Here is a 19,855-nt window from a genome sequence, read left to right on the forward strand (position 1 = left end):
CTTACTTTCTCAAACCGTTGAGGAATATCTTCACCATTTTCTTTTGCAGCGTCAATATAAAATCAAACTCTTCCTTGGTCGGGAAGATCAGACATTTCATATCCTTCATAATACCGATGCGCATACCGAACAGAGAGTAAAGTAACAGTTTAGCAGTATCCTCCAGATCATCCACTTCAAGCTGGCCTTTATTAATACCTATCTGCAATACTTTACCAAGAAGAGTAGCCTCTTTCTCAAAACATTCTTTAATTACTTTTTCAATTTCAGCAGGCATCTCTTTCACCAAAGCCGTGGACTGCTCAAACAAGCTATAGTATTTATTAATCAGCTCAATTCGCTTATCCAGCGTAAACATCATAGCATCTTCGTAATTATCCGATTTACTGATATAATCACCTATTTCGGTCATCATTTCATCCATCACATATTCAAATACAGCGGAATACAAACTGTTTTTGTCCGGGAAATAATAGTATAGTAATGCCTTAGAGAATGACAAATCCTTAGCAATTTCTGCCATGGTTGTTTTAGCCATTCCAAAATGCGCAAATCTCCTCGTTGCCGCCTCTAAAATTTTCGTTCTTTTCAAATCTGCGTTTGCCATTTCTTCTTTTTAATTCTTCTAAGTAAATGCTATGTACTATCTTTATCCCCTTAAATCATTGATAAAATTAATGTTTTTTTTTGAACATTTGAAAACAAGAGTCAAAAAAATGAATAACCTCATACAGTCTGATATCTCACTGAAATCATATAATACTTTTGGAGTAGACGTTTTAGCCAGGCGTTTTGTACAAATAGAAAACAGACAACAACTACTGCAAATATACAATGAGGGGTATTTCAATGATAATTTCCTGATCCTGGGCGGAGGCAGCAATATGCTTTTCACCAAAGACTATGAAGGACTTTTGATCAAAATAGCACTGAAAGGCATTCACAATACCATTCAGCAAAATTTTGTCTTTGTAACAGCCCAGGGAGGCGAAATATGGAATGACCTGGTATGGCACTGCGTATCCAACAATTTTCCGGGACTGGAAAATATGGCGCTAATCCCCGGAACTGTAGGCGCATCTCCTGTACAGAATATCGGTGCATACGGATCTGAGTTGATGCATATCTTCTACAGTTGTGTAGCTTTTGATACAAGGACAGGACAGTTTGTAACCTTTGCAAAAGAGGACTGCGAATTCTCTTACAGAGACAGTGTATTTAAATCCAAACATAAAAACCGGTATATTATCGTCGAAGTTACCTATAAACTAAATCTGGATGCTCCGCTCAATACTTCGTATGGAGCTATTGAAAAAGAACTCAGCAACAGACAGATCAGCAACCCTACCATAAAAGATATTGCAGAAGTAGTATCCTATATACGTGTCGAAAAACTTCCTGACCCCAGTACAGTAGGCAATGCGGGTAGTTTTTTTAAAAATCCTATCATTTCCAAAAACATATTGGACAGATTGATTGTTGACTTTCCAGAGATTGTATATTATAATGTAGATGAGGAACACGTAAAGCTGGCTGCCGGCTGGCTGATAGAACAATGTGGCTGGAAAGGAAAAAAACTGGGTCGCGCGGGTGTATGGCATAATCAGGCTTTGGTACTGATCAATGCAGATAACGCTTCGGGTGAAGAAATCTATAACCTATCGTCCACAATTTTGAACGATGTGTATCAAAAATTCGGCATCAGACTGGAGCGCGAAGTAAACATTTTATAAAATTCAATATTATTTTTAAGTTAAATTACACCCTCATAAAGTAAATAAAAAAATCCAGAATAGAGCCTCATCCCACCTTAAGGCTCTATTCTTTCATATTAACTCCCAGTAGAATCTTAGCTACCTCCTTATTGAATCTCAATATCTTTACTTTTTAGCATAGTATTTGCACCATTAGACTTGAAACCGTAGCTCTGGTTTAAAATTTCCGGAAAAATAAATAGAAGAGTGCATATATAATAGAGTATCTGAATATCATAGTGTTAACTTTTATACACTACTGTGTATAAACTAAAAAAACAGATCTAGTATGACTAAATTCGAATTTAACTCAATGGTTATCCAACAAGCGAGTTCTCTCAAACTCTACGCTAAAAATTTCACGAGAGACCAAGATGACGCCAACGATTTAGTACAGGACACCTTATTAAAAGCTGTCACCTACTTTGGAAATTTCAAAGAAGGAACTAATCTTAAAGGCTGGTTATACACCATCATGAAAAATACGTTTATCAATAACTACAGACGTATTGTAAAGACCAATTCTTTTATTACCAAAGAAGAAGAAATTACCAGTGCGAACCTGTTCGTATCTGCTACCCACAATGACGGTGAAAACAAATTCATTATGGAAGACATCAATAAAGCATTGACCAATCTCTCTGACGAATATTATATCCCTTTCAGCATGTATTTTGAAGGGTATAAGTATCATGAGATTTCCGACCATTTGAACATACCGATAGGTACTGTCAAAACACGGATCCATGTTGCACGTAAAGCAATGAAAAAAACGCTGACTGCCTACAAGTAGTCACAATCTGCTGGAAACGCCTATGAAGTTTATTACTTTTGTAAAATGATCGAAGACAATAACCTTCCTTTTTTTACAAAATCGCGGCTTGCCTTAAGAAACGGGCAGGATCGACCAGAAATATGGGTAGCTTATAATGGATTGATATATGATGTATCAACCAGTCGCCTGTGGCGTAAAGGACAGCACTATGAGCATTGGGCAGGTCAGGATCTGACAGCTGAGCTTGCTGATGCGCCACATACAGATGAGGTATTTAAAAGATTTCCGGTTATTGGGAAGCTGGAACTATAAAAAAATTTGAGATAAGCTATTATTCGCTTATCTCAAATTTTGACAATGCTATAAACTGTTGAATACGTTTGCTGATATCCTCCTGAGTCAGATTTTGCAAACGCTCCGTACCGAATCGTTCCACACAGAATGAAGCTAATGCAGATCCATAAATGATTGCATTTTTCATATTATTAAAGTTTACTGTATTTACTTTCGCCAGATACCCTACAAATCCACCGGCGAATGTATCTCCTGCTCCTGTCGGATCAAAAACTTCTGCCAACGGTAATGCAGGAGCATAGAACACCTGATTTTCTCCGAAGAGTAAGGCTCCGTGCTCACCTTTCTTAATGATTAGGTATTTAGGCCCCATATTCAGGATTACTTCCGCAGCCTTCACCAATGCATATTCTCCGGACAACTGACGGGCTTCCTCATCATTGATCGTCAGCACATCGACTTTCTTCAGTACAGCTTTGAGATCGTCAAGAGCCACATCCATCCAGAAATTCATGGTATCAAGTACAACCAGTTTTGGAGTGTGATTTAGACGTTCAAGGGTAGTCAGCTGAACCTGTGGAGTAAGATTTCCTAATAACAGGTATTCACAATCCTGATACTTTTCAGGAACAATAGGATCAAAATCAGCCAACACATTCAGCTCCGTAGCCAATGTATCTCTGCTGTTCATATCATTATGGTATTTGCCGGACCAGAAGAAAGACTTCCCTCCTTTGATGATCTGAATTCCTTCTGTATCGATACCTTTATCTTTTAAAAGATTCAGGTTTGTATCTCCAAAATCTTCTCCGATAACAGAGATCAATTTCACATGGTCGTACAAATAAGATGCAGCCATACCTGCGAAAGTAGCTGCACCACCTACAATTTTGTCTGTTTTTCCAAATGGAGTTTCTATTGCATCATACGCAACAGTACCAATAATTACTAAACTCATAGTTGCTGTTTAATATTCCAAAACAAAAAAACCGGCCTTATAGCCGGTTTCTATTCTTGCTCCTGAAGCTGGGCTCGAACCAGCGACCCTCTGATTAACAGTCAGATGCTCTAACCTGCTGAGCTATTCAGGAATTTCATCTTCTCAAACAAATTATCTTTGTTTTTCAAAGCGATACAAAAATACGGCTTTTCTACAAATTTACAAATATTTCACGTGGAATTAGTGAAACAAAGCGGTATTTCCCTGATTTTCAAAGTTATTATTTGAAAATAACTGCTGTTAAACATCTATATAATGCCTTCAATGCATACAGAGTCAGTTTTTGAAGACTGCAGACCAGCTTACAAATCCTTTATTTCTGACATTATCAACCATCTTAAATGGTATTTTGATCAGTCGGGATAAAACTCCCCTAATGACTAAATCCAATCAGACAGCAAATATCTGCTACGAAAAAGGCCGTGACTGAACAGTCACGGCCTTGTATATAGTAATACTACTAGTAATTATTTTGCACCCTCTTTCAGAGTAGCCCGAAGTTTCATTTCATAAATGTATTTACCGGGCTTATAAATTTTGGTGTTGAATCGAATATTGATTTTGACCGGTTGATCGGTATATGTTAGATAATCCACCGAATTTGGCGGGTTCCAGGAAGCCGGGTCCACCTTATCCACGGATGCCAGCCATTTTTCGTAAATCCTGTAGTAACAGTTTATACCATTGGTCTGCGTATCCCAGTACACATCAGGGAATCTGGCCTGCGCATAATCGTAAAGCACAGCCGTATCCGTTACAGTTGTCTTATAGGCAAAAGTCGATAATGTATTTAAATAGCTGTTACCACTTGGTCTGCGTTCCAATGCTTTACCCGGGAATACTTTCCCATTTTTATCCACCACTTTCAATACAATCTGGTTAGGACCATCAGCCACACGGGTAATCTTCAGTGTCATAGAAGCAGATTGTCCTTTATCCGGATTGAACCACTGATCATCGTATGGAAAACGAATCGCGGTCTCACTGTTAGCAGGTAATGCCAGGAAGTAAGGAACATTTTCATAGGTATACTGCTGAACGGGCTTAATGCGTATAGTTGTAACACCTTCGTACGTTTTCACGCCTCTCGGATTTTCAACCCTGATATCGACCAGATAATCCCCTGCAGGGATGCTATCCGTAGCCTGAGTAAAGAGAAATTGTCCGCTTTTTTCAAGAACAGAAAAAGCTGCCTTTTTCTCAATTCCCTGCTTGGCAGTAATTAAGGCTAATGTTGTATCCGTTTTAGGATTGTAAGGCTGCTTCCATACTGTGACATTATAATCTTTGTAAAAAGCTTCTTCACGTTTTCCTGTTTCTTTATTCCGGATATCCAGCAGTGTAATTTTAAATGGCGGTGTAGAAGCATCCGGAATTATACCCTGTGTAATAACAAACACACCCTGTTCTACTGTAACCGGATTGGAAGCATAGCGAATGTTGTCACTCAGATATCCAGTTTCGACCTTTTTACAGCTTCCAAAGCCTACTGCCGCAATTGTAGCGACCATAGTCCATAATTTTATTGTTGATTTCATGGTTGTCATTAGTTAATTGTCTTAAAAGTCCAGATATGTGTATTCGCAAGCACATGCACAATTCCTGTAGTTGTTTCTATACCTGACGTCTGACAGACTGAACGCAAATCCAGCTTTTTAGGATCTTTAGTCGGATCTTCATATCGGCCATTGACAAGAAGGTCTTTTTCACCTACTACTTTATTCAGGTAGACTACCTTAGGTTTTTCAGAGAATATACCGCTTCCGTTGTATCCATCCAGACTTTCCACGTTGACCCATAAGGTAAGATTAGACACCGAAGTCTTATATTCACTCCAGGTCTGTGCCAAATCCGGCCAGTTAACCTGTCTTTCGGGAATAAAATACAGACCTATAGAATCTTTTAACATTTGTGGTGTAAAGTATTTAAACAGGGAATCTAACGTATAGTTGAGACGTTCATCTTTCTTGCGTACTTCAGCCTGTTTCAGCGCCAGAAAGTTAGCAATAGAATAATCGTTAGGCACAAAGAAAGTACCACGGCTATTCACAAGGTCTTTAAGCCCTGCTTTATCTATAATCAGAATAGTGGTATCAAACATATTCCGGGAATGCGATTTCAAAAAGTCATAGGTCGTCATATTGACCTTAGCCTGATGTATGCCTCCGTCAATTACCGGATCTTTCTTACAAGATACCGCAAATAGACCAATGGTACATAATATGAGGATAATATTCGTTTTCATGAGTTCTTTATTTAGCGTTTAGTAGCGACCCATCCAATATGGATTCTGTGTAATCAGTCTGTTTGTATTAATATTGTTGTTGTGAATCGGGAAAAGATAGCCTTTTTGTTCAAACCGTGTTCTGTCCATTGACCATGAAGTGAGCAGACTCACCAAGGTATAATTCCCTGATATGCGGATATTGCGGACAATATCAAAGTAATTTTGCCCCTCACCTACCAACTCCCGCTGTCTTTCCTGCAGGATAGTACGTTTCAGATTTATTGTAGAGGAGACAGGATTTGCACCGGCACGTGCCCGGACTTTATTCATCTCGATCAAAGCCTCTCCCGGTCTGCTTGTTGCTTCCAGTGCCTCCGCTTTTAACAGAATCATATCCGCCAGTCGGAAGATAACCATATTACTTTCCGTTCTCGGATCAGAACTTGATGCCGGATTTTTATAAACAACATCTGAATACTTCATCAGGGAGTTGACATCTGGTGTATTGGTAGATCTGAAAAACTGAGTTCTGCGGATATCGTTAGGATTGGCCACTACTTCATAAAGTAAATCCAGTTTTGGTGTTTCCCCAAAATAGGTAGGCACAGCATATGGCATATTCCGGATGATATCAGAACTGACTGTCAGGAAACCTACCGAGCAACTGTTATTATTATCCGTTCCTAATGCCTGACTAAAAGCACTGGATTCATTTTCTGCATCTTTATTGGTAATGACAAAAATATTTTCACGTGCTGTGGCATCTTTAAATACATCGCGAATAGCATCGCGGCCTTGCAACGCAAAATAATCCGCACGGTTGATAATTGAATCGGTATAAAGAATTGTCTTTGCATAATCATTTTCCCATGCAGTAGTATGCGCCAGCAATGCCAGAGCAGCAGCCTTACTCGCTCTTCTCCTGCCTTCGGTATTTATACCTTCCCAGGTTAACAAAGAAGAGGCTTTTTGGGCATCAGTCATTATAAACTTGAGGATTTCCTCAGTAGAAGTACGCCCTTTTAACACTCCCTGTCCCGCCGTTGTCGTAGCCTCTGTTTGTAAAGGAAGATCTCCCCATACCCTAGTCATATAGAAATAAGCCAGCGCACGTAGAAAATACGCTTCCCCTAACAGATAACTTTTACGGCCGGGCTCAAACTGATCATCCGGGATCTTTGGAATATTCTCAATAGCCGCACTGGAAGCATCTACGATCCGGTACCAGTTTTTCCAGTTGTGCACACCTTCTTCACGGTATGGTGTAACAAAATTGCCTCCAGTATAGATGCCCGTATAGTTGGTACTTTCTTTTGAAGTCATGATACCTATCGGGCCATCTCCCCAGATAAAAAATGCCTGATTAGTTACATGTGCTTTACGAAAAAGCGAATAAGTACCGGCTAAAGCGCTGTTGGCTTCACGTTCATTCTTCCAATAAGTATCTGCATACGTATCATTACGAAGTTTATTCTCCAGATCCTTTTCACAAGAGCTCAATGATACTACTGCTGCAAGCATAGGAAGGATGGTATATTTGGTGCTATATAATTTTAAAAGTCTTTTCATGGCAATATTTATTAAAAGTCAAACTGAAGTCCTAAAGTGAATTTTTTAGGAATCGGATACCCGTCTCCGTAGTCATTTCCCTGTCCGTCCACACGCTCTGCATCGATTCCTGAAAACTTCTGGAATAAAGCAACATTATCCATATTTCCGTACAACCTGAAGGAGTTCAGCTTAAGTCTTTGCATCCACTCGTGATTTGCCGGTCTGAAATTATACGCTAAGCTGATATTACGGATACGGATGTACCATCCCGGCTCCATAAACATAGATTGTCCGGTTCTCCATACATATAAGCCCATGTATGGATTGGCTGCAGGATATTTCGCCTGATCGCCTTCTCTTTGCCAGAAGTCGTAAGCATTCAGATCGACGACAGAAGCTTTGGCAAAATCCTCAGGGTTGCCATAGAAAAAGCCATTTGACATTCTTTGTGCAAAAGTCCTGTTCATAATATCACGTCCGAATGTAAAAGTCGTCAACACCTGAAGCGTAAAGTCTTTATAGCTGAAAAAGTTGGTCAGACCACCTGTTACTTTTGGATTGGCATTACCATAGAAGGTCATATCATTTTCACCAATATTGTCTGAAATCTTATAATCACCATTGACATCTACCCAATTCGGGTAACCTGGTTTCAAAGTCCCCCATTTGGTAGAACCTACAGCACCCGTGTATGGATTCGTAATGATATCTTGCTGAGAAGAAATAGCTCCATTAACTAAATAACCATAATACATGTTTAATGGCATGCCTACAACATATACAGCAGACCCGTAGTACAAATCTCTGTTTCCATTAGGAAGCTGGGTAACCATATTTCTGTTTATAGAAATATTGATGGAAGGATTCCACTGAAAAGCACTGGACTGGCTAAAGACCTTTCCAAGTAAATTGATTTCTAACCCGGTATTCCTGACACCTGCAGCATTCGTAAATGTATTGTCGTAACCTGTATATTCCGGAAACAAAATACGAAGCATTTGTCCTGTGGTCTCACGTTTGTACACATCGACATTCAGGTTGATACGGTTATTCAACAGATAAGCATCCAATCCGAGATTCCATTCATTTGATTCCTGCCACGTGATATCATCATTAGTAATCCCATTATAGTTTGGAATAACCGATGCTACTCCGCCGTAAGAAGGAGCTTCTGATCCCGGATAGCGTCCATTACCGGCTAAGTATGCATTGTAACGGTCATAATCAGTAATAGAACTTTCGTCTCCGGTACGTCCCCAGCTGGCTCTCAGCTTCAGCTCATTCACCCAACCCAGATCCTGCACAAATTCTTCTTCAGACAATAACCAACCTGCGGCCAATGAAGGGAAATATCCCCATTTATTATTTTTACCGAAACGGGAGGAAGCATCTGCACGCCATACGGCATCAAAAAGATACTTGCTCTTATAATCGTAATGCAATGCTCCTAAAAAAGAAAGTTTGGAATAAGTAGACAAGTTAGTATTTCCCTGCAGATTAGTACCCTGTACACCTTTGACCACCTGAATATTGTCACTTGGAATACCGCGTCCCAACAGGAACATAGATTCATTTCTCCGCGTTTCAAATTCCTGAATCAGGTTTACACTGAATGCATGCTTATCTTCAAATGTTCTGTTCCACATCAGGTTATTTGTCAATACATATTTTTTGTATTGAGAATAACTTGACTTCGCAACAGCTAAACCATCGCTGTTTATTTCAGAAGGTGAAGCAAAATCATTTTTGGCAGTCGAATAACTGATGATATTACGAGTACTGATCCGGAAATCTCTCAGGAAAGTATAGCGCAATTCTCCAACACCATTGAGACTCACATCTACATTATCATCACGCTGATATTCATACGGATTAAGAATACTGTTAAGATCTTTCTGCGTTAGTTGCAGTAAAGAAGAAGGCATATTCACGGGACTAACGGTAAAGATATCGCGGTAATTATTTACTTTACTAAAGTCTGTACTTCCCTTTCCATCAAACCGACGGGACGTGGAAGCTCTTAAATTGGTTAGCAATTCCAGATCCTTATTGATTTTGAATAGAATATTAGAAGTAAATGAATAGCGTTTCAGTCCTGTATTAAGTACCACCCCTTTTTCATCGTAATATCCTCCGCTGACACGGTAATTCAAATTCTCGTTTCCACCCGAAATTGCAATATCCGCATTGTGAACCTTTCCGGACTGGTAAAATAAATCCTGATAATCATTACTGTTGTTAAAAGATGGGTTTAAGCTGTCCGTTAACATCTGTGGTAAACCATTTTGCAGTTGTGCATCAGTTGCATACTGATAAATCAGATCCAGCTTTTTACGTCTTTCTGCTGCACCAATTAATGTACCCACTTTACTTGGTGTTGAAATATAACCGTGATAAGTGTTCACACTCAGACGTGGTTTTCCGGAGGAACCTCTCTTGGTCTTGATAAGTATTACACCGTTTGCAGCCCGTGAACCATATAATGCTGCAGCTGATGCATCTTTCAGAACGTCAACAGATTCAATATCATTGGGATTTAAACTCGCCAGATAATTGGTTCCGGTTGTATTAAATGCCTTCACTTCGTCATCAGATACCGGTATCCCATCAATAACGTACAGCGGATTACTATACAGGTCATCTGTGTTAAAACCTTCTGTAGAGTTTGAAATTTTGGTATTTCCACGTATAACCAGAGAAGTCTTAACACCGGGTTGACCAGTGAAATTCTGCACGTTGACCCCCGGAAGCTTTCCTTGCAATAAGATATCAATACTAGCCGCAGGCAAATTCTCAATATCTTTTGATGTAATAGAAGCTATAGAACCCGTAGCTTTTTTACGATTAATGGTCGTATATCCTGTAACAACAACCTCACTTAGTTCATCAGAAGATTCCTCCATAACCACATCGATACGGCTTCTTCCGTTTACGGAGACTTCTACAGAATTATGCCCGATTAACTTGAAGACGAGAACATCAGATGGTCCGGCATTAATGCTATATTGACCATTAATATCAGTCCCTGAAGCTGTTTTGGGATTAGACTTTACATTTACAGTTACACCGGCTAAAGGTGTTGTCCCTGAAGTTACCTTACCGGAAACGCCTGTTTGTGCAGCACTGTAATAAAAGTAGGAGGAAAATAGCAAAGTCAACACTAAAGGTCCTGACCTTCTAAAAAGTTCGAAAATCTTAATAATCATAATATGGATTTAGTTAGCTACATGTAAACCACATGTTTCGGCCAAGGTAGTAATAATGCTACATTTTAGAAACCGTCCAGATCATGCGTTTTTTAATGCTTGTCTATGCAAACGTTTGTCTTTACAAACTCAAACGTTTGCGTAATTTTCACATTTTTTAACACTTAAATGTTATGTAAATTAAATCCTACAAAAATGACGGATTTAAAGGGACATTTGTATTTTGGAATAAAACGGTTTAGTTTTCCCTGGCGTGGGTAACTTCACAATGGCAACAAACACATCATCTTTTAAAACGGAAATAAGTAAAAGAGATAAACCATCAGAATACTTTCTTACTTCAGGACAAGCTATAGCTATAAGAATCTTTCTTCAAATCCGGGATTTTTTTTGATTGTACCGGAATGTCAGAACGGGAGGCGTATGTATAGAGGGAAGAAAGACAAGATTAAATATTACGACTAAAAAATCTTCTTAGCTATCCAGTTACCTGTGGATATATCTGTAAACGGAAAGCATACAATAAAAGGATTTGTGAATACATTTGGCCGCTTGACATAAACAAAGAAATACTTGAGGAACAATATAAAATAACAAAGCCTTCCAGTTTTATACTGAAAGGCTTTGTTCCATTTGCTCCTGAAGCTGGGCTCGAACCAGCGACCCTCTGATTAACAGTCAGATGCTCTAACCAGCTGAGCTATTCAGGAATGACTGTTACTTTATTGGCTTCCCTTTAAAGTGATGCAAGTATCGGAAGTTTATCTGAAACGTGCAAATATTTTTTCATTTTACATATCAACTACCTCGCTTTCAAGCGAAATAATTTTCATCTTTTACAGATGGACTTCGCTCAACAATAAGGTCACGAATGTAAAGTAGATCAAAAGGCCGGTTACATCGACCAATGTCGATACAAAAGGTGCTGAAGAGCTTGCCGGATCTGCTCCAAGTTTTTTCAGTAAAAACGGAAGCATGGATCCAGTAAGAGAACCCCATAACACGACACACACTAATGAAAGACTCACGACTACCCCTATGATTGCCCAATGATCACCGTAGGCATGCGAAAAACTCTGCCAGGTAGCGATACGGATAAAACCCAACGTCCCGAGAATAAGCCCGAGAAATAATCCGGACAAAAACTCTCTTTTCATTACCCGCCACCAATCTGACAATGTTACCTCCCCGAGAGCCATAGCCTGAATAATCAATGTCGAAGCCTGTGAACCACTATTACCCCCGCTGGACATAATGAGAGGCACCAGCGCGAATAATGCAATGACGGTAGCCAATTGTGCCTCAAAATGCTCAATAACTGTCGCCGTCAGTAATTGGCCAAGAAAAAGGATTACCAGCCAACCCGCCCGCTTCTTAACCAGGTGAGAGATAGCTACATCAAGGTAAGGCTCATCAAGTGCCTCTGTTCCTCCGAAGCGTTGCATATCTTCTGTATATTCTTCGTTTGCAACCCAAAGGATATCATCTATCGTCACAATCCCTAACATGATATCCTGATCATCGACAACAGGGAGCGCCACACGATTGTTCATACGGAACACAGTAACCGCTTCTTCCTGCGGATCATTCGCCTTTAATGAAATCAATCTGTTATCAATCAGATCACCTACTACAGCATCTTCCTTTGCAATGAGAACATCCCGGATCCGAAGGTCATCAATCAGCTTACCGTTTCCATCGATGACATACAGTACATCAATAGTCTCCGATGCATTACCATACCGACGGATGTGATCCAAAACCCTTGGCATATTCCAGTACTCCTTTACCGTGATGTAATCGGGTGTCATCAGACGCCCTACACTATCTTCAGGATAGCCAAGTAAAGAGAGTGCCTCTTTCCGCTCTTGCGGAGTAAGCATGATGATCAGCTGTTTTACAACATCACCTTTCAGCTCACTGAAAAACGAAGTCCGGTCATCCGGGGGCATCTCATTTAAGATTTCACGAACTTTCGAAGGGGGAAGTTTTTTGAAGACTCTCTCCTGAGTGGGGAAGTCTAAAATCCGGAATACATTTACTGCGCGATTCAAACTAAGGACCTCCAGAAAAAGGGCAGCGTGTTCGGGCAATTCATCTATTAACTCTTCAACATCTGAGATGTTCAGTTCGTTCAAATATTCGGCAAGCTCCTCCAAGTTTTGCGACTCGAAAAGTTGCTCTACGCGTTCCACCTGCATTTCCAAATTCTCCATATCGGGCCTTACTTTATTTTTGAATTTTACATTCGGGTAATTATTTTAGTTCTGCAAAAATCGTTTTTTTTGATGGAATATTATAACCTAAAATAACATCTCTAAAAATAATTGTTTGAACACTCATTTTTTGAAAAGAAAGAGTGAATTTAAGAACGGGTCATCAATCGAAATTTCACAGTTGTCCCTCACTTTATCTGCTACATTTTTAGAAGCGAAGGCTTATTTATAAAATACTAAAAACGCCAAAATGTCACTAAAATAAAACCAACATTATCTGCACCATCTACTTCCATTCTGAATACAAGTTCTCATCAAAACACATATACTTTAATGCGACCAGGCAGCACAGGTTTTTACAGGTATCTCCCGGCTGCACCCCTACTCAGCAGAAAAGCATAAATTCATAATCTTCATCGCCGCAGAGAAGAAAACGAGGCATCTGTTATTTTTCACATCCTGTACAGGATCGAATATCAAATCCTTAATTCCTATTAGAAATTAGCAAAAGAAAATGTACATTAGCAATCTGTATTTTACAGTATCCACATCCTGAAATCTATAAGATAAAAGGAACTTTAAAAGCATAAATACATATAAAAATGCATTATTTAACGTGTTTTAAAAATTATTTTAAATAATTAAAATTCAGTTTATTAAACTATATAATATAAATAATAAAAGCATATAAATTACATTATTTAAACTAAAAATATTAGCAAATTCGAAATTAGCCACTTTTGTTAATCATAACATAATGAAAAACAGATTTTTAATATTAATTATATCAATTATATATCCACTTATATCATCAGCTCAGATTTTTGATGACACCCAGGCTCCTCCTGGTATAAAATGGGAGCAAATCAACACCAAAGATTTCCAGTTGATTTTCCCTCATGAATTCCACAAACAGGCCTCTACCCTATCTCATCAGCTAACCAGAATCATCCATCGCGTAGGACAGGATTTCAAACGAAAGCCCCGAAAAATTTCATTTATTATCCAGACAAACACACTTGACCAGAATGGTTATGTACAACTCGCACCACGAAAATCGGAGTTGTATGCAACACCTTCAGGTATTGCATCAAACCAATCATGGCTGGATAACCTTGCCTTACACGAGTCCCGGCACGTGCTTCAGTTTGACAATTTGACAGGCTCTTTCCGGGCTCCTCTTTTCGAACAATTAGGCTTAGCTTTATACGGCCTCCATCTGCCGAGCTGGTACTTTGAAGGAGACGCCGTATATACAGAAACTGTACTCTCTGAAGGTGGCCGCGGAAGGCTCCCTTCATGGGAAATGCCTATACGGACAAATATACTGGAAGGCAAAAAATACAGCTATGAGAAGTATACATTAGGATCATTTAAGGACATCGTACCCTCTTATTATACCATTGGATATTTCATGGCAACCAAGATGAAAAATGATTTCGGAGAAGACATTCAGCAAAAGATACTGACCGACATCAGACATCATTTGCTACGACCTTACAGCTTTAACAAAGCCCTAAAAAAACACACAAACATGACCGGGTCCCGTCTGTTTAAAAGCACAATAAAAGAGCTTGGAGACTACTGGAAAAATCAGGAAAATCAAATTCAACCGAATAGCTATACTCATTTAAAAACTCAGAAATCAAGATACCCGCAGCACTGGATGCTTCCTCAGATTGACCAAAACGGACAGCTTTACAGCCTCTACCAATCCCCTCAGAATGTTTCTCAAATCGTACAGATCGATACCCTGTCCGGTTCGCAAAAGACTATTTTAAACCTCGGAATTCAGCTAATGCCCTACTTCGATCTGAAAGGCAATTTGCTTGTCTGGGATGAATACAGAAGAGATGCAAGGTATGTCAAGCGCAGCTATAACGTCATCAATATTCACAATCTGAACACAAAAAAGACAAAAACACTGACGACAAAAACGCGCTATTATACACCTGCGCTAAGCTATTCTGGAGATCAGATTGTATGCATAGATGTAAATATGACTAATGAAGCAACCCTTGTAATACTGGATAGTGAGACTGGTCAAGTGATGGAAACAGTCGCTTCTCCTCATCACATTCACCTCCAACAACCTCAGTTCGATGCTTCAGGAGACAAAATTGTAATGATCGGAGTAAGTGAAAAAGGAACTTGCCTTGTAGAATACAGTCTTAAAGACAATAACTGGAGCGAACTGACAGATTGGGACAACCAGCAACTTGAACGCCCTGTGTATAGCCAAAATGACGTTATATTTAAAGCCCACTATAACGGGACAGATAATATCTACCGATATACAAGATCCGACAAACAAATTTCTGCATTGACAAATGCACGGTTCGGTGCTTTTTCACCCTTTGTAGACAGCAAAACCAATCAGTTATTCTTCAATGATTATGCAGTAGACGGATACAAACTGGCCCAAATTTCACTGAATAGTGTACAGGCAAAAGATATCCGGCAAACTCCCGACCGGTTTATTCATTATTACAAACCTTCACTGGCCGGAATTCCTGCACACGAAGCTCTATATGATACAACAGCATTCGAAATTAAACCCTATACCGGAATAAAAAGAACAGTCAACTTCCATAGTTTAACCATCAGCAGTACTGATTTTTCAAGTTTTGACAACTATAAGCCGGGAATTTTCTGGATTTCCAACAATTTGCTGAACACAACTAAGATCAGCTTAGGATACGAGTACGATACCGATCTGGATAAAGGAATTTATTCTGCACAGATCCAGTACCAGAAGTATTTCCCAAAATTCACGGTCCGATACGAGAATAAAGGACAGATTGGCCGGGCATCCTTTATAAATAAGCCAGACAGTTCGGTATCCTTTGACTGGCAGGAGCACCTGATTACTGCTCAGATGAGCCTGCCCTGGACCATATACCGGCACAATCAGGTCTACAGCTTCGGGTTCAACATAGCGACATATTATCAAAACAGGTATAATCCCAGCCTTCAGAATATCCCTAATTTCAGAAGAGAATTAAAGTTCCCGCTAAGTTACCAGGCTTATTTCAACAGAAATGCAATGCAAAGCAGAATGGATCTTGCACCAAAATGGGGACAAAACTTCAGTGTGACCTATCGCCATTCTCCTTTCGAAGGTGCTGTGAGTGGCACTCTGCTTTCTTTCAGAAGCAATTTTTACTTACCGGGATTAGTCTCCAATCATGGATTTCAAGTCAGATTCGGGGCTCAGAAGGCTTCAAATATATATCAATACAGTATGGATATCCCTGTAGTAAGTGGTTACGGATTCTTCAATTCACCACGGGTCACAAACACCTTACTATTTAACTATAGATTCCCGATAGCTTATCCAGACTGGACTATTGGCGGATTAGCTTATATCAAACGGTTTAAAGGTGGATTTTTCGCAGATTATCAGAATGTTCACAACAGCAGCGTTGCTCCTAAAACATTCGGATTAAACCTATCTGCGGATGTCAACTTCCTGCGGTATGTCCTGCCTGATTTTGATTGCGGAGTCAAATTCACCTATATCAATGATCCTACAGCAAGACAAAAGGTAGTCACAGCTTTTAGTCTTGGATATACCTATTAAATTCATTTATATTCTCCATATAATACCAAAGGCCCGTCTTCATCAGACAGGCCTTTAGTATACATTGTATTATAAGAACCTTATTATTCGTTAATAGCTTTTACACCCGGAAGTTCTTTTCCTTCCATATATTCCAGCAAAGCACCACCACCTGTACTCACATAACTTACATGCTCTGTCATTTTGAATTTAGATACCGCAGCAGCCGAATCACCACCACCAATCAGGGAGAATGCACCTCTTTCTGTTGCGGCTACAACTGCATCCGCTACAGCTTTGGTTCCTTTAGCGAAAGTATCCATTTCAAATACACCCATAGGGCCGTTCCATAAAATAGTTTTAGAAGCAGAGATAATTTCCGCAAAATGTTCTCCGGACTCTTTACCGATATCCAGTCCCATTTTATCAGCAGGGATTTGATCATTTGGTCCATCGTACACTTCAGCATCATTAGCAAATCTGTCTGCTATCTGGCTGTCTGTAGGCAGTACCAGATTGACACCTTTTTCTTCTGCTTTTTTCACCAGATGATTAGCCAGATCCAGTTTATCCAGTTCCACCAGTGACTGACCAATTTCTCCACCTCTTGCTTTCACAAAAGTATAGGCCATACCACCACCAATAATCAGGTTATCAACCTTTTCTAATAAAGCTTCAATTAATTCCAGCTTATCAGACACTTTTGCTCCGCCCATGATAGCTGTAAAAGGACGCTCCGGATGATTTAATACTTTCTCTGCATTCTGCACTTCAGCAGCCATCAGATATCCGAAATATTTATTACCAGGGAAAAATTGAGCAATAACAGCTGTTGAGGCATGTGCACGGTGTGCAGTTCCAAAAGCATCATTTACATATACATCGCCCAATTTGGATAACTTCTCTGCAAAAGCAACATCACCTTTTTCCTCTTCTTTATAAAAGCGAAGATTTTCCAGCAATAAAACTTCACCTGACTTCAAAGAAGCAGCTTTATCTACAGCTTCCTGACCAATACAATCCGCAGCAAACTGTACATCTACACCTAACACTTTAGAAAGATGGGAAACAATATGTTTTAAGGAATATTTATCTGTAGGTCCATCTTTTGGTCTTCCCAGATGAGACATTAAGATAACAGATCCACCATCTTTTAATATTTTTTTGATCGTTGGAGCTGCACCCTGAATACGGTTATCATCTGTAATATTAAATTGATCGTCCAAAGGGACGTTAAAATCTACACGGATTAAGGCTTTTTTGCCTGAGAAATTCAAATCGTCAATCGTTTTCATGATATTTTTAAAACTTAAATTTTGAGCGTCGAATCTGTTTGATTCAAGTTGAGGGAATAAATATATAAAAAAGGGAGTGTTTCTTAAAAAAATACACTCCCTTTTTATCAAAATATTAGTGAACCTCAATCGAATACGGCAATTTGGCCATAATACCCGATTGTTGGGTTACTGATTTCAGTTCCTGAATGTATCGATACTGATCACCCAGCTGATCTTTCATATACCAGACACTAATCTTCTCTTTAGATGTCGAGAGGATAGAAGAAAACGGATCTTTAAGTGAAGGGTATTTAACTACTTTATAATCCTTTAATTTGGCCATTTTAGCAGCAGAACGGATCGCGTCACCAATGCTGCCAATACGATCTACCAGTCCGATCTCAACGGCCTGTTCACCCGTCCACACCCTGCCTTGTCCGATGCTATCTACATTAGCTACTGACAGTTTCCGTCCTTCAGCTACTTTTTTTGTAAATGAACCATAAGTTTTATTCACTTCCAGTTGAATAATATTACGCTCTTCCGCTGTTAATGGACGATCAGGAGAAGACATCAGATCAGCGTATGTACCTGTTTTTACACCATCAAAATGAATCCCCAGTTTATCATTCAGCAATCCTTTAAAATTAGGAATTAGCCCGAATACACCTATAGAACCTGTAATTGTATTCTTTTCTGCAAAGATTGAATCGGCTGCAGCCGAGATATAATAACCTCCTGAAGCAGCATAGTCACCCATAGAAACGATGATTGGTTTTACTTTTTTTGTCAGAACCACCTCTCTCCAGATCACATCTGAGGCTAAAGCGCTGCCTCCGGGTGAATTCACACGAAAAACCACTGCCTTAACCCTGTCATCTTCCCGCAGTTTACGTAATTCACGTGAAACCTTATCGGAAGCAATCTGACCACTTTCTCCTTCACCTGATACGATATCCCCTTCGGCATACAATACAGCAACACGTCCTTCACCCTCAGAAGTAGTGGAATTCGCACGGTAATCAAGAATAGAAACCGTTGAAAAATCCTTCTTCTTATCTTTGATATTTAATCTTTTCTTTACCTCATCTATCAATTCATCTTTATACAGCACTGCATCTACCAGTTTCAAACGGACGGCATCTTCTGCATCTCGCACAGCATACCGGTCTGCTATAGCACGTAAAGAGTCTACAGGTACCTTACGGCTCGCGGATACATTATCCAGAAATGTGGTATACAAACTTCCTAAATAAGATTCGACCTGAAGACGATTGGGCTGACTCATACCGTTTAACATAAAAGGTTCCACAGCACTTTTGTATGTACCAACTTTGACAACCTGCATATCTACTCCCAGCTTATCCAAGGCATCTTTCATAAACATGATCGAAGTACTTAACCCCCGAAAATCAAGACTTCCTTCCGGATTTAAATAAATCTTGTCCGCTACAGAAGCCAGATAATACGCCTTTTGTGTATATCCTTCACTGTAGGATACAATAAATTTCTTCGAGGCTTTAAAATCTATCAGCGCATCACGTATTTCCTGTAAAGTTGCAAAACCTGTATTTGCACCGGATATATTCAAATAAATTCCCTTAATTTTGCTGTCACTCTTTGCGGATTGAATACGTTCCAGAATGTCGTCCAGCCCGAGGGTTTTCGTAGTACCAAATCCCGGAATGTCGACACCTTCAAGCGGATTTGTTTCACTCCGTTCTTTTATTTCATGATTCAACGTAATATAAAGAACAGAATTATCGGCAACAACCGGAGCAGCATCTGTAGATGCGCTGCTGATCAAAGATCCTATTATCCCTGCAATGACAATAAATAGAATAATCGTTGCAATGACAATACCGGTAATAGTCGCCAGTACGTATTTTAAAAATGATTTCATGTTTGTGCGTATATAATTTGAATTAACTTTTGTAAGCTGTCATAAATGTAAATCAATAAATTATTTAATACAATATATTATACAAGTAAA

General features: G+C 39.4%; 13 protein-coding genes and 2 tRNA genes. 4 read left to right on the forward strand and 11 right to left on the reverse strand.

The features are described 5' to 3' along the window. Window position 1 precedes the first annotated feature (1 nt). Complete coding sequence (locus HMPREF0766_RS16075) at window positions 2-607, reverse strand: TetR/AcrR family transcriptional regulator (RefSeq protein WP_002999459.1); 606 nt, start codon at window positions 605-607, stop codon at window positions 2-4. A 70-nt stretch (window positions 608-677) separates the two neighbouring features. Between HMPREF0766_RS16075 and murB the strand changes: the two genes are divergently transcribed. The 3 genes from murB to HMPREF0766_RS16090 all read left to right on the forward strand — a co-directional run bounded on the left by murB (window position 678) and on the right by HMPREF0766_RS16090 (window position 2,841). Next, window positions 678-1,733, forward strand: a complete 1,056-nt coding sequence (gene murB, locus HMPREF0766_RS16080) for a UDP-N-acetylmuramate dehydrogenase (protein WP_002999460.1) — start codon at window positions 678-680, stop codon at window positions 1,731-1,733. Between the two features lie 310 nt (window positions 1,734-2,043). Continuing rightward, on the forward strand, window positions 2,044-2,547 hold the full coding sequence (locus tag HMPREF0766_RS16085; protein ID WP_002999461.1) for an RNA polymerase sigma factor: 504 nt from the start codon (window positions 2,044-2,046) through the stop codon (window positions 2,545-2,547). A gap of 45 nt (window positions 2,548-2,592) precedes the next feature. Then, on the forward strand, window positions 2,593-2,841 hold the full coding sequence (locus tag HMPREF0766_RS16090) for a cytochrome b5 domain-containing protein (protein WP_002999462.1): 249 nt from the start codon (window positions 2,593-2,595) through the stop codon (window positions 2,839-2,841). Window positions 2,842-2,860: 19 nt separating this feature from the next. Here HMPREF0766_RS16090 and HMPREF0766_RS16095 read toward each other — a convergent pair whose 3' ends face one another. The 8 genes from HMPREF0766_RS16095 to mgtE form a co-directional block, all read right to left on the reverse strand. Beyond that, the gene (locus tag HMPREF0766_RS16095; protein WP_002999463.1) at window positions 2,861-3,781 is read right to left on the reverse strand and encodes a PfkB family carbohydrate kinase; all 921 of its coding nucleotides are present in this window, start codon (window positions 3,779-3,781) and stop codon (window positions 2,861-2,863) included. Window positions 3,782-3,840: 59 nt separating this feature from the next. Then, window positions 3,841-3,914, reverse strand: a tRNA-Asn gene (locus HMPREF0766_RS16100). A 376-nt stretch (window positions 3,915-4,290) separates the two neighbouring features. Beyond that, window positions 4,291-5,361 (reverse strand): DUF5007 domain-containing protein, encoded by a 1,071-nt coding sequence (locus HMPREF0766_RS16110; protein WP_236590427.1) that lies wholly within the window; start codon window positions 5,359-5,361, stop codon window positions 4,291-4,293. Window positions 5,362-5,369: 8 nt separating this feature from the next. Continuing rightward, window positions 5,370-6,068: a hypothetical protein gene (locus HMPREF0766_RS16115; protein WP_002999465.1), complete on the reverse strand. Its 699-nt coding sequence runs from the start codon at window positions 6,066-6,068 to the stop codon at window positions 5,370-5,372. 18 nt (window positions 6,069-6,086) lie between these two features. Further along, window positions 6,087-7,619 carry a RagB/SusD family nutrient uptake outer membrane protein gene (locus HMPREF0766_RS16120; RefSeq protein ID WP_002999466.1) on the reverse strand — a complete coding sequence of 511 codons (1,533 nt, stop codon included), beginning with the start codon at window positions 7,617-7,619 and terminating at the stop codon, window positions 6,087-6,089. A gap of 11 nt (window positions 7,620-7,630) precedes the next feature. Then, window positions 7,631-10,807, reverse strand: a complete 3,177-nt coding sequence (locus HMPREF0766_RS16125) for a SusC/RagA family TonB-linked outer membrane protein (RefSeq protein WP_002999467.1) — start codon at window positions 10,805-10,807, stop codon at window positions 7,631-7,633. A 636-nt stretch (window positions 10,808-11,443) separates the two neighbouring features. Next, window positions 11,444-11,517: transfer RNA gene (locus HMPREF0766_RS16130), tRNA-Asn, on the reverse strand. A 126-nt stretch (window positions 11,518-11,643) separates the two neighbouring features. Continuing rightward, window positions 11,644-13,023, reverse strand: a complete 1,380-nt coding sequence (gene mgtE, locus HMPREF0766_RS16135) for a magnesium transporter (RefSeq protein ID WP_002999469.1) — start codon at window positions 13,021-13,023, stop codon at window positions 11,644-11,646. 757 nt (window positions 13,024-13,780) lie between these two features. Between mgtE and HMPREF0766_RS16140 the strand changes: the two genes are divergently transcribed. Then, window positions 13,781-16,606: a BamA/TamA family outer membrane protein gene (locus HMPREF0766_RS16140; protein WP_002999471.1), complete on the forward strand. Its 2,826-nt coding sequence runs from the start codon at window positions 13,781-13,783 to the stop codon at window positions 16,604-16,606. A gap of 83 nt (window positions 16,607-16,689) precedes the next feature. Here the strand turns inward: HMPREF0766_RS16140 and HMPREF0766_RS16145 are convergent, their stop codons facing one another. Both HMPREF0766_RS16145 and sppA read right to left on the reverse strand, forming a co-directional pair. Beyond that, window positions 16,690-17,880, reverse strand: a complete 1,191-nt coding sequence (locus tag HMPREF0766_RS16145) for a phosphoglycerate kinase (RefSeq protein ID WP_002999473.1) — start codon at window positions 17,878-17,880, stop codon at window positions 16,690-16,692. Between the two features lie 115 nt (window positions 17,881-17,995). Next, window positions 17,996-19,765: a signal peptide peptidase SppA gene (sppA, locus tag HMPREF0766_RS16150; protein ID WP_002999475.1), complete on the reverse strand. Its 1,770-nt coding sequence runs from the start codon at window positions 19,763-19,765 to the stop codon at window positions 17,996-17,998. Window positions 19,766-19,855: the final 90 nt, after the last annotated feature.

This window comes from Sphingobacterium spiritivorum ATCC 33861 (assembly GCF_000143765.1).
In the GTDB taxonomy this organism is placed as follows: domain Bacteria; phylum Bacteroidota; class Bacteroidia; order Sphingobacteriales; family Sphingobacteriaceae; genus Sphingobacterium; species Sphingobacterium spiritivorum.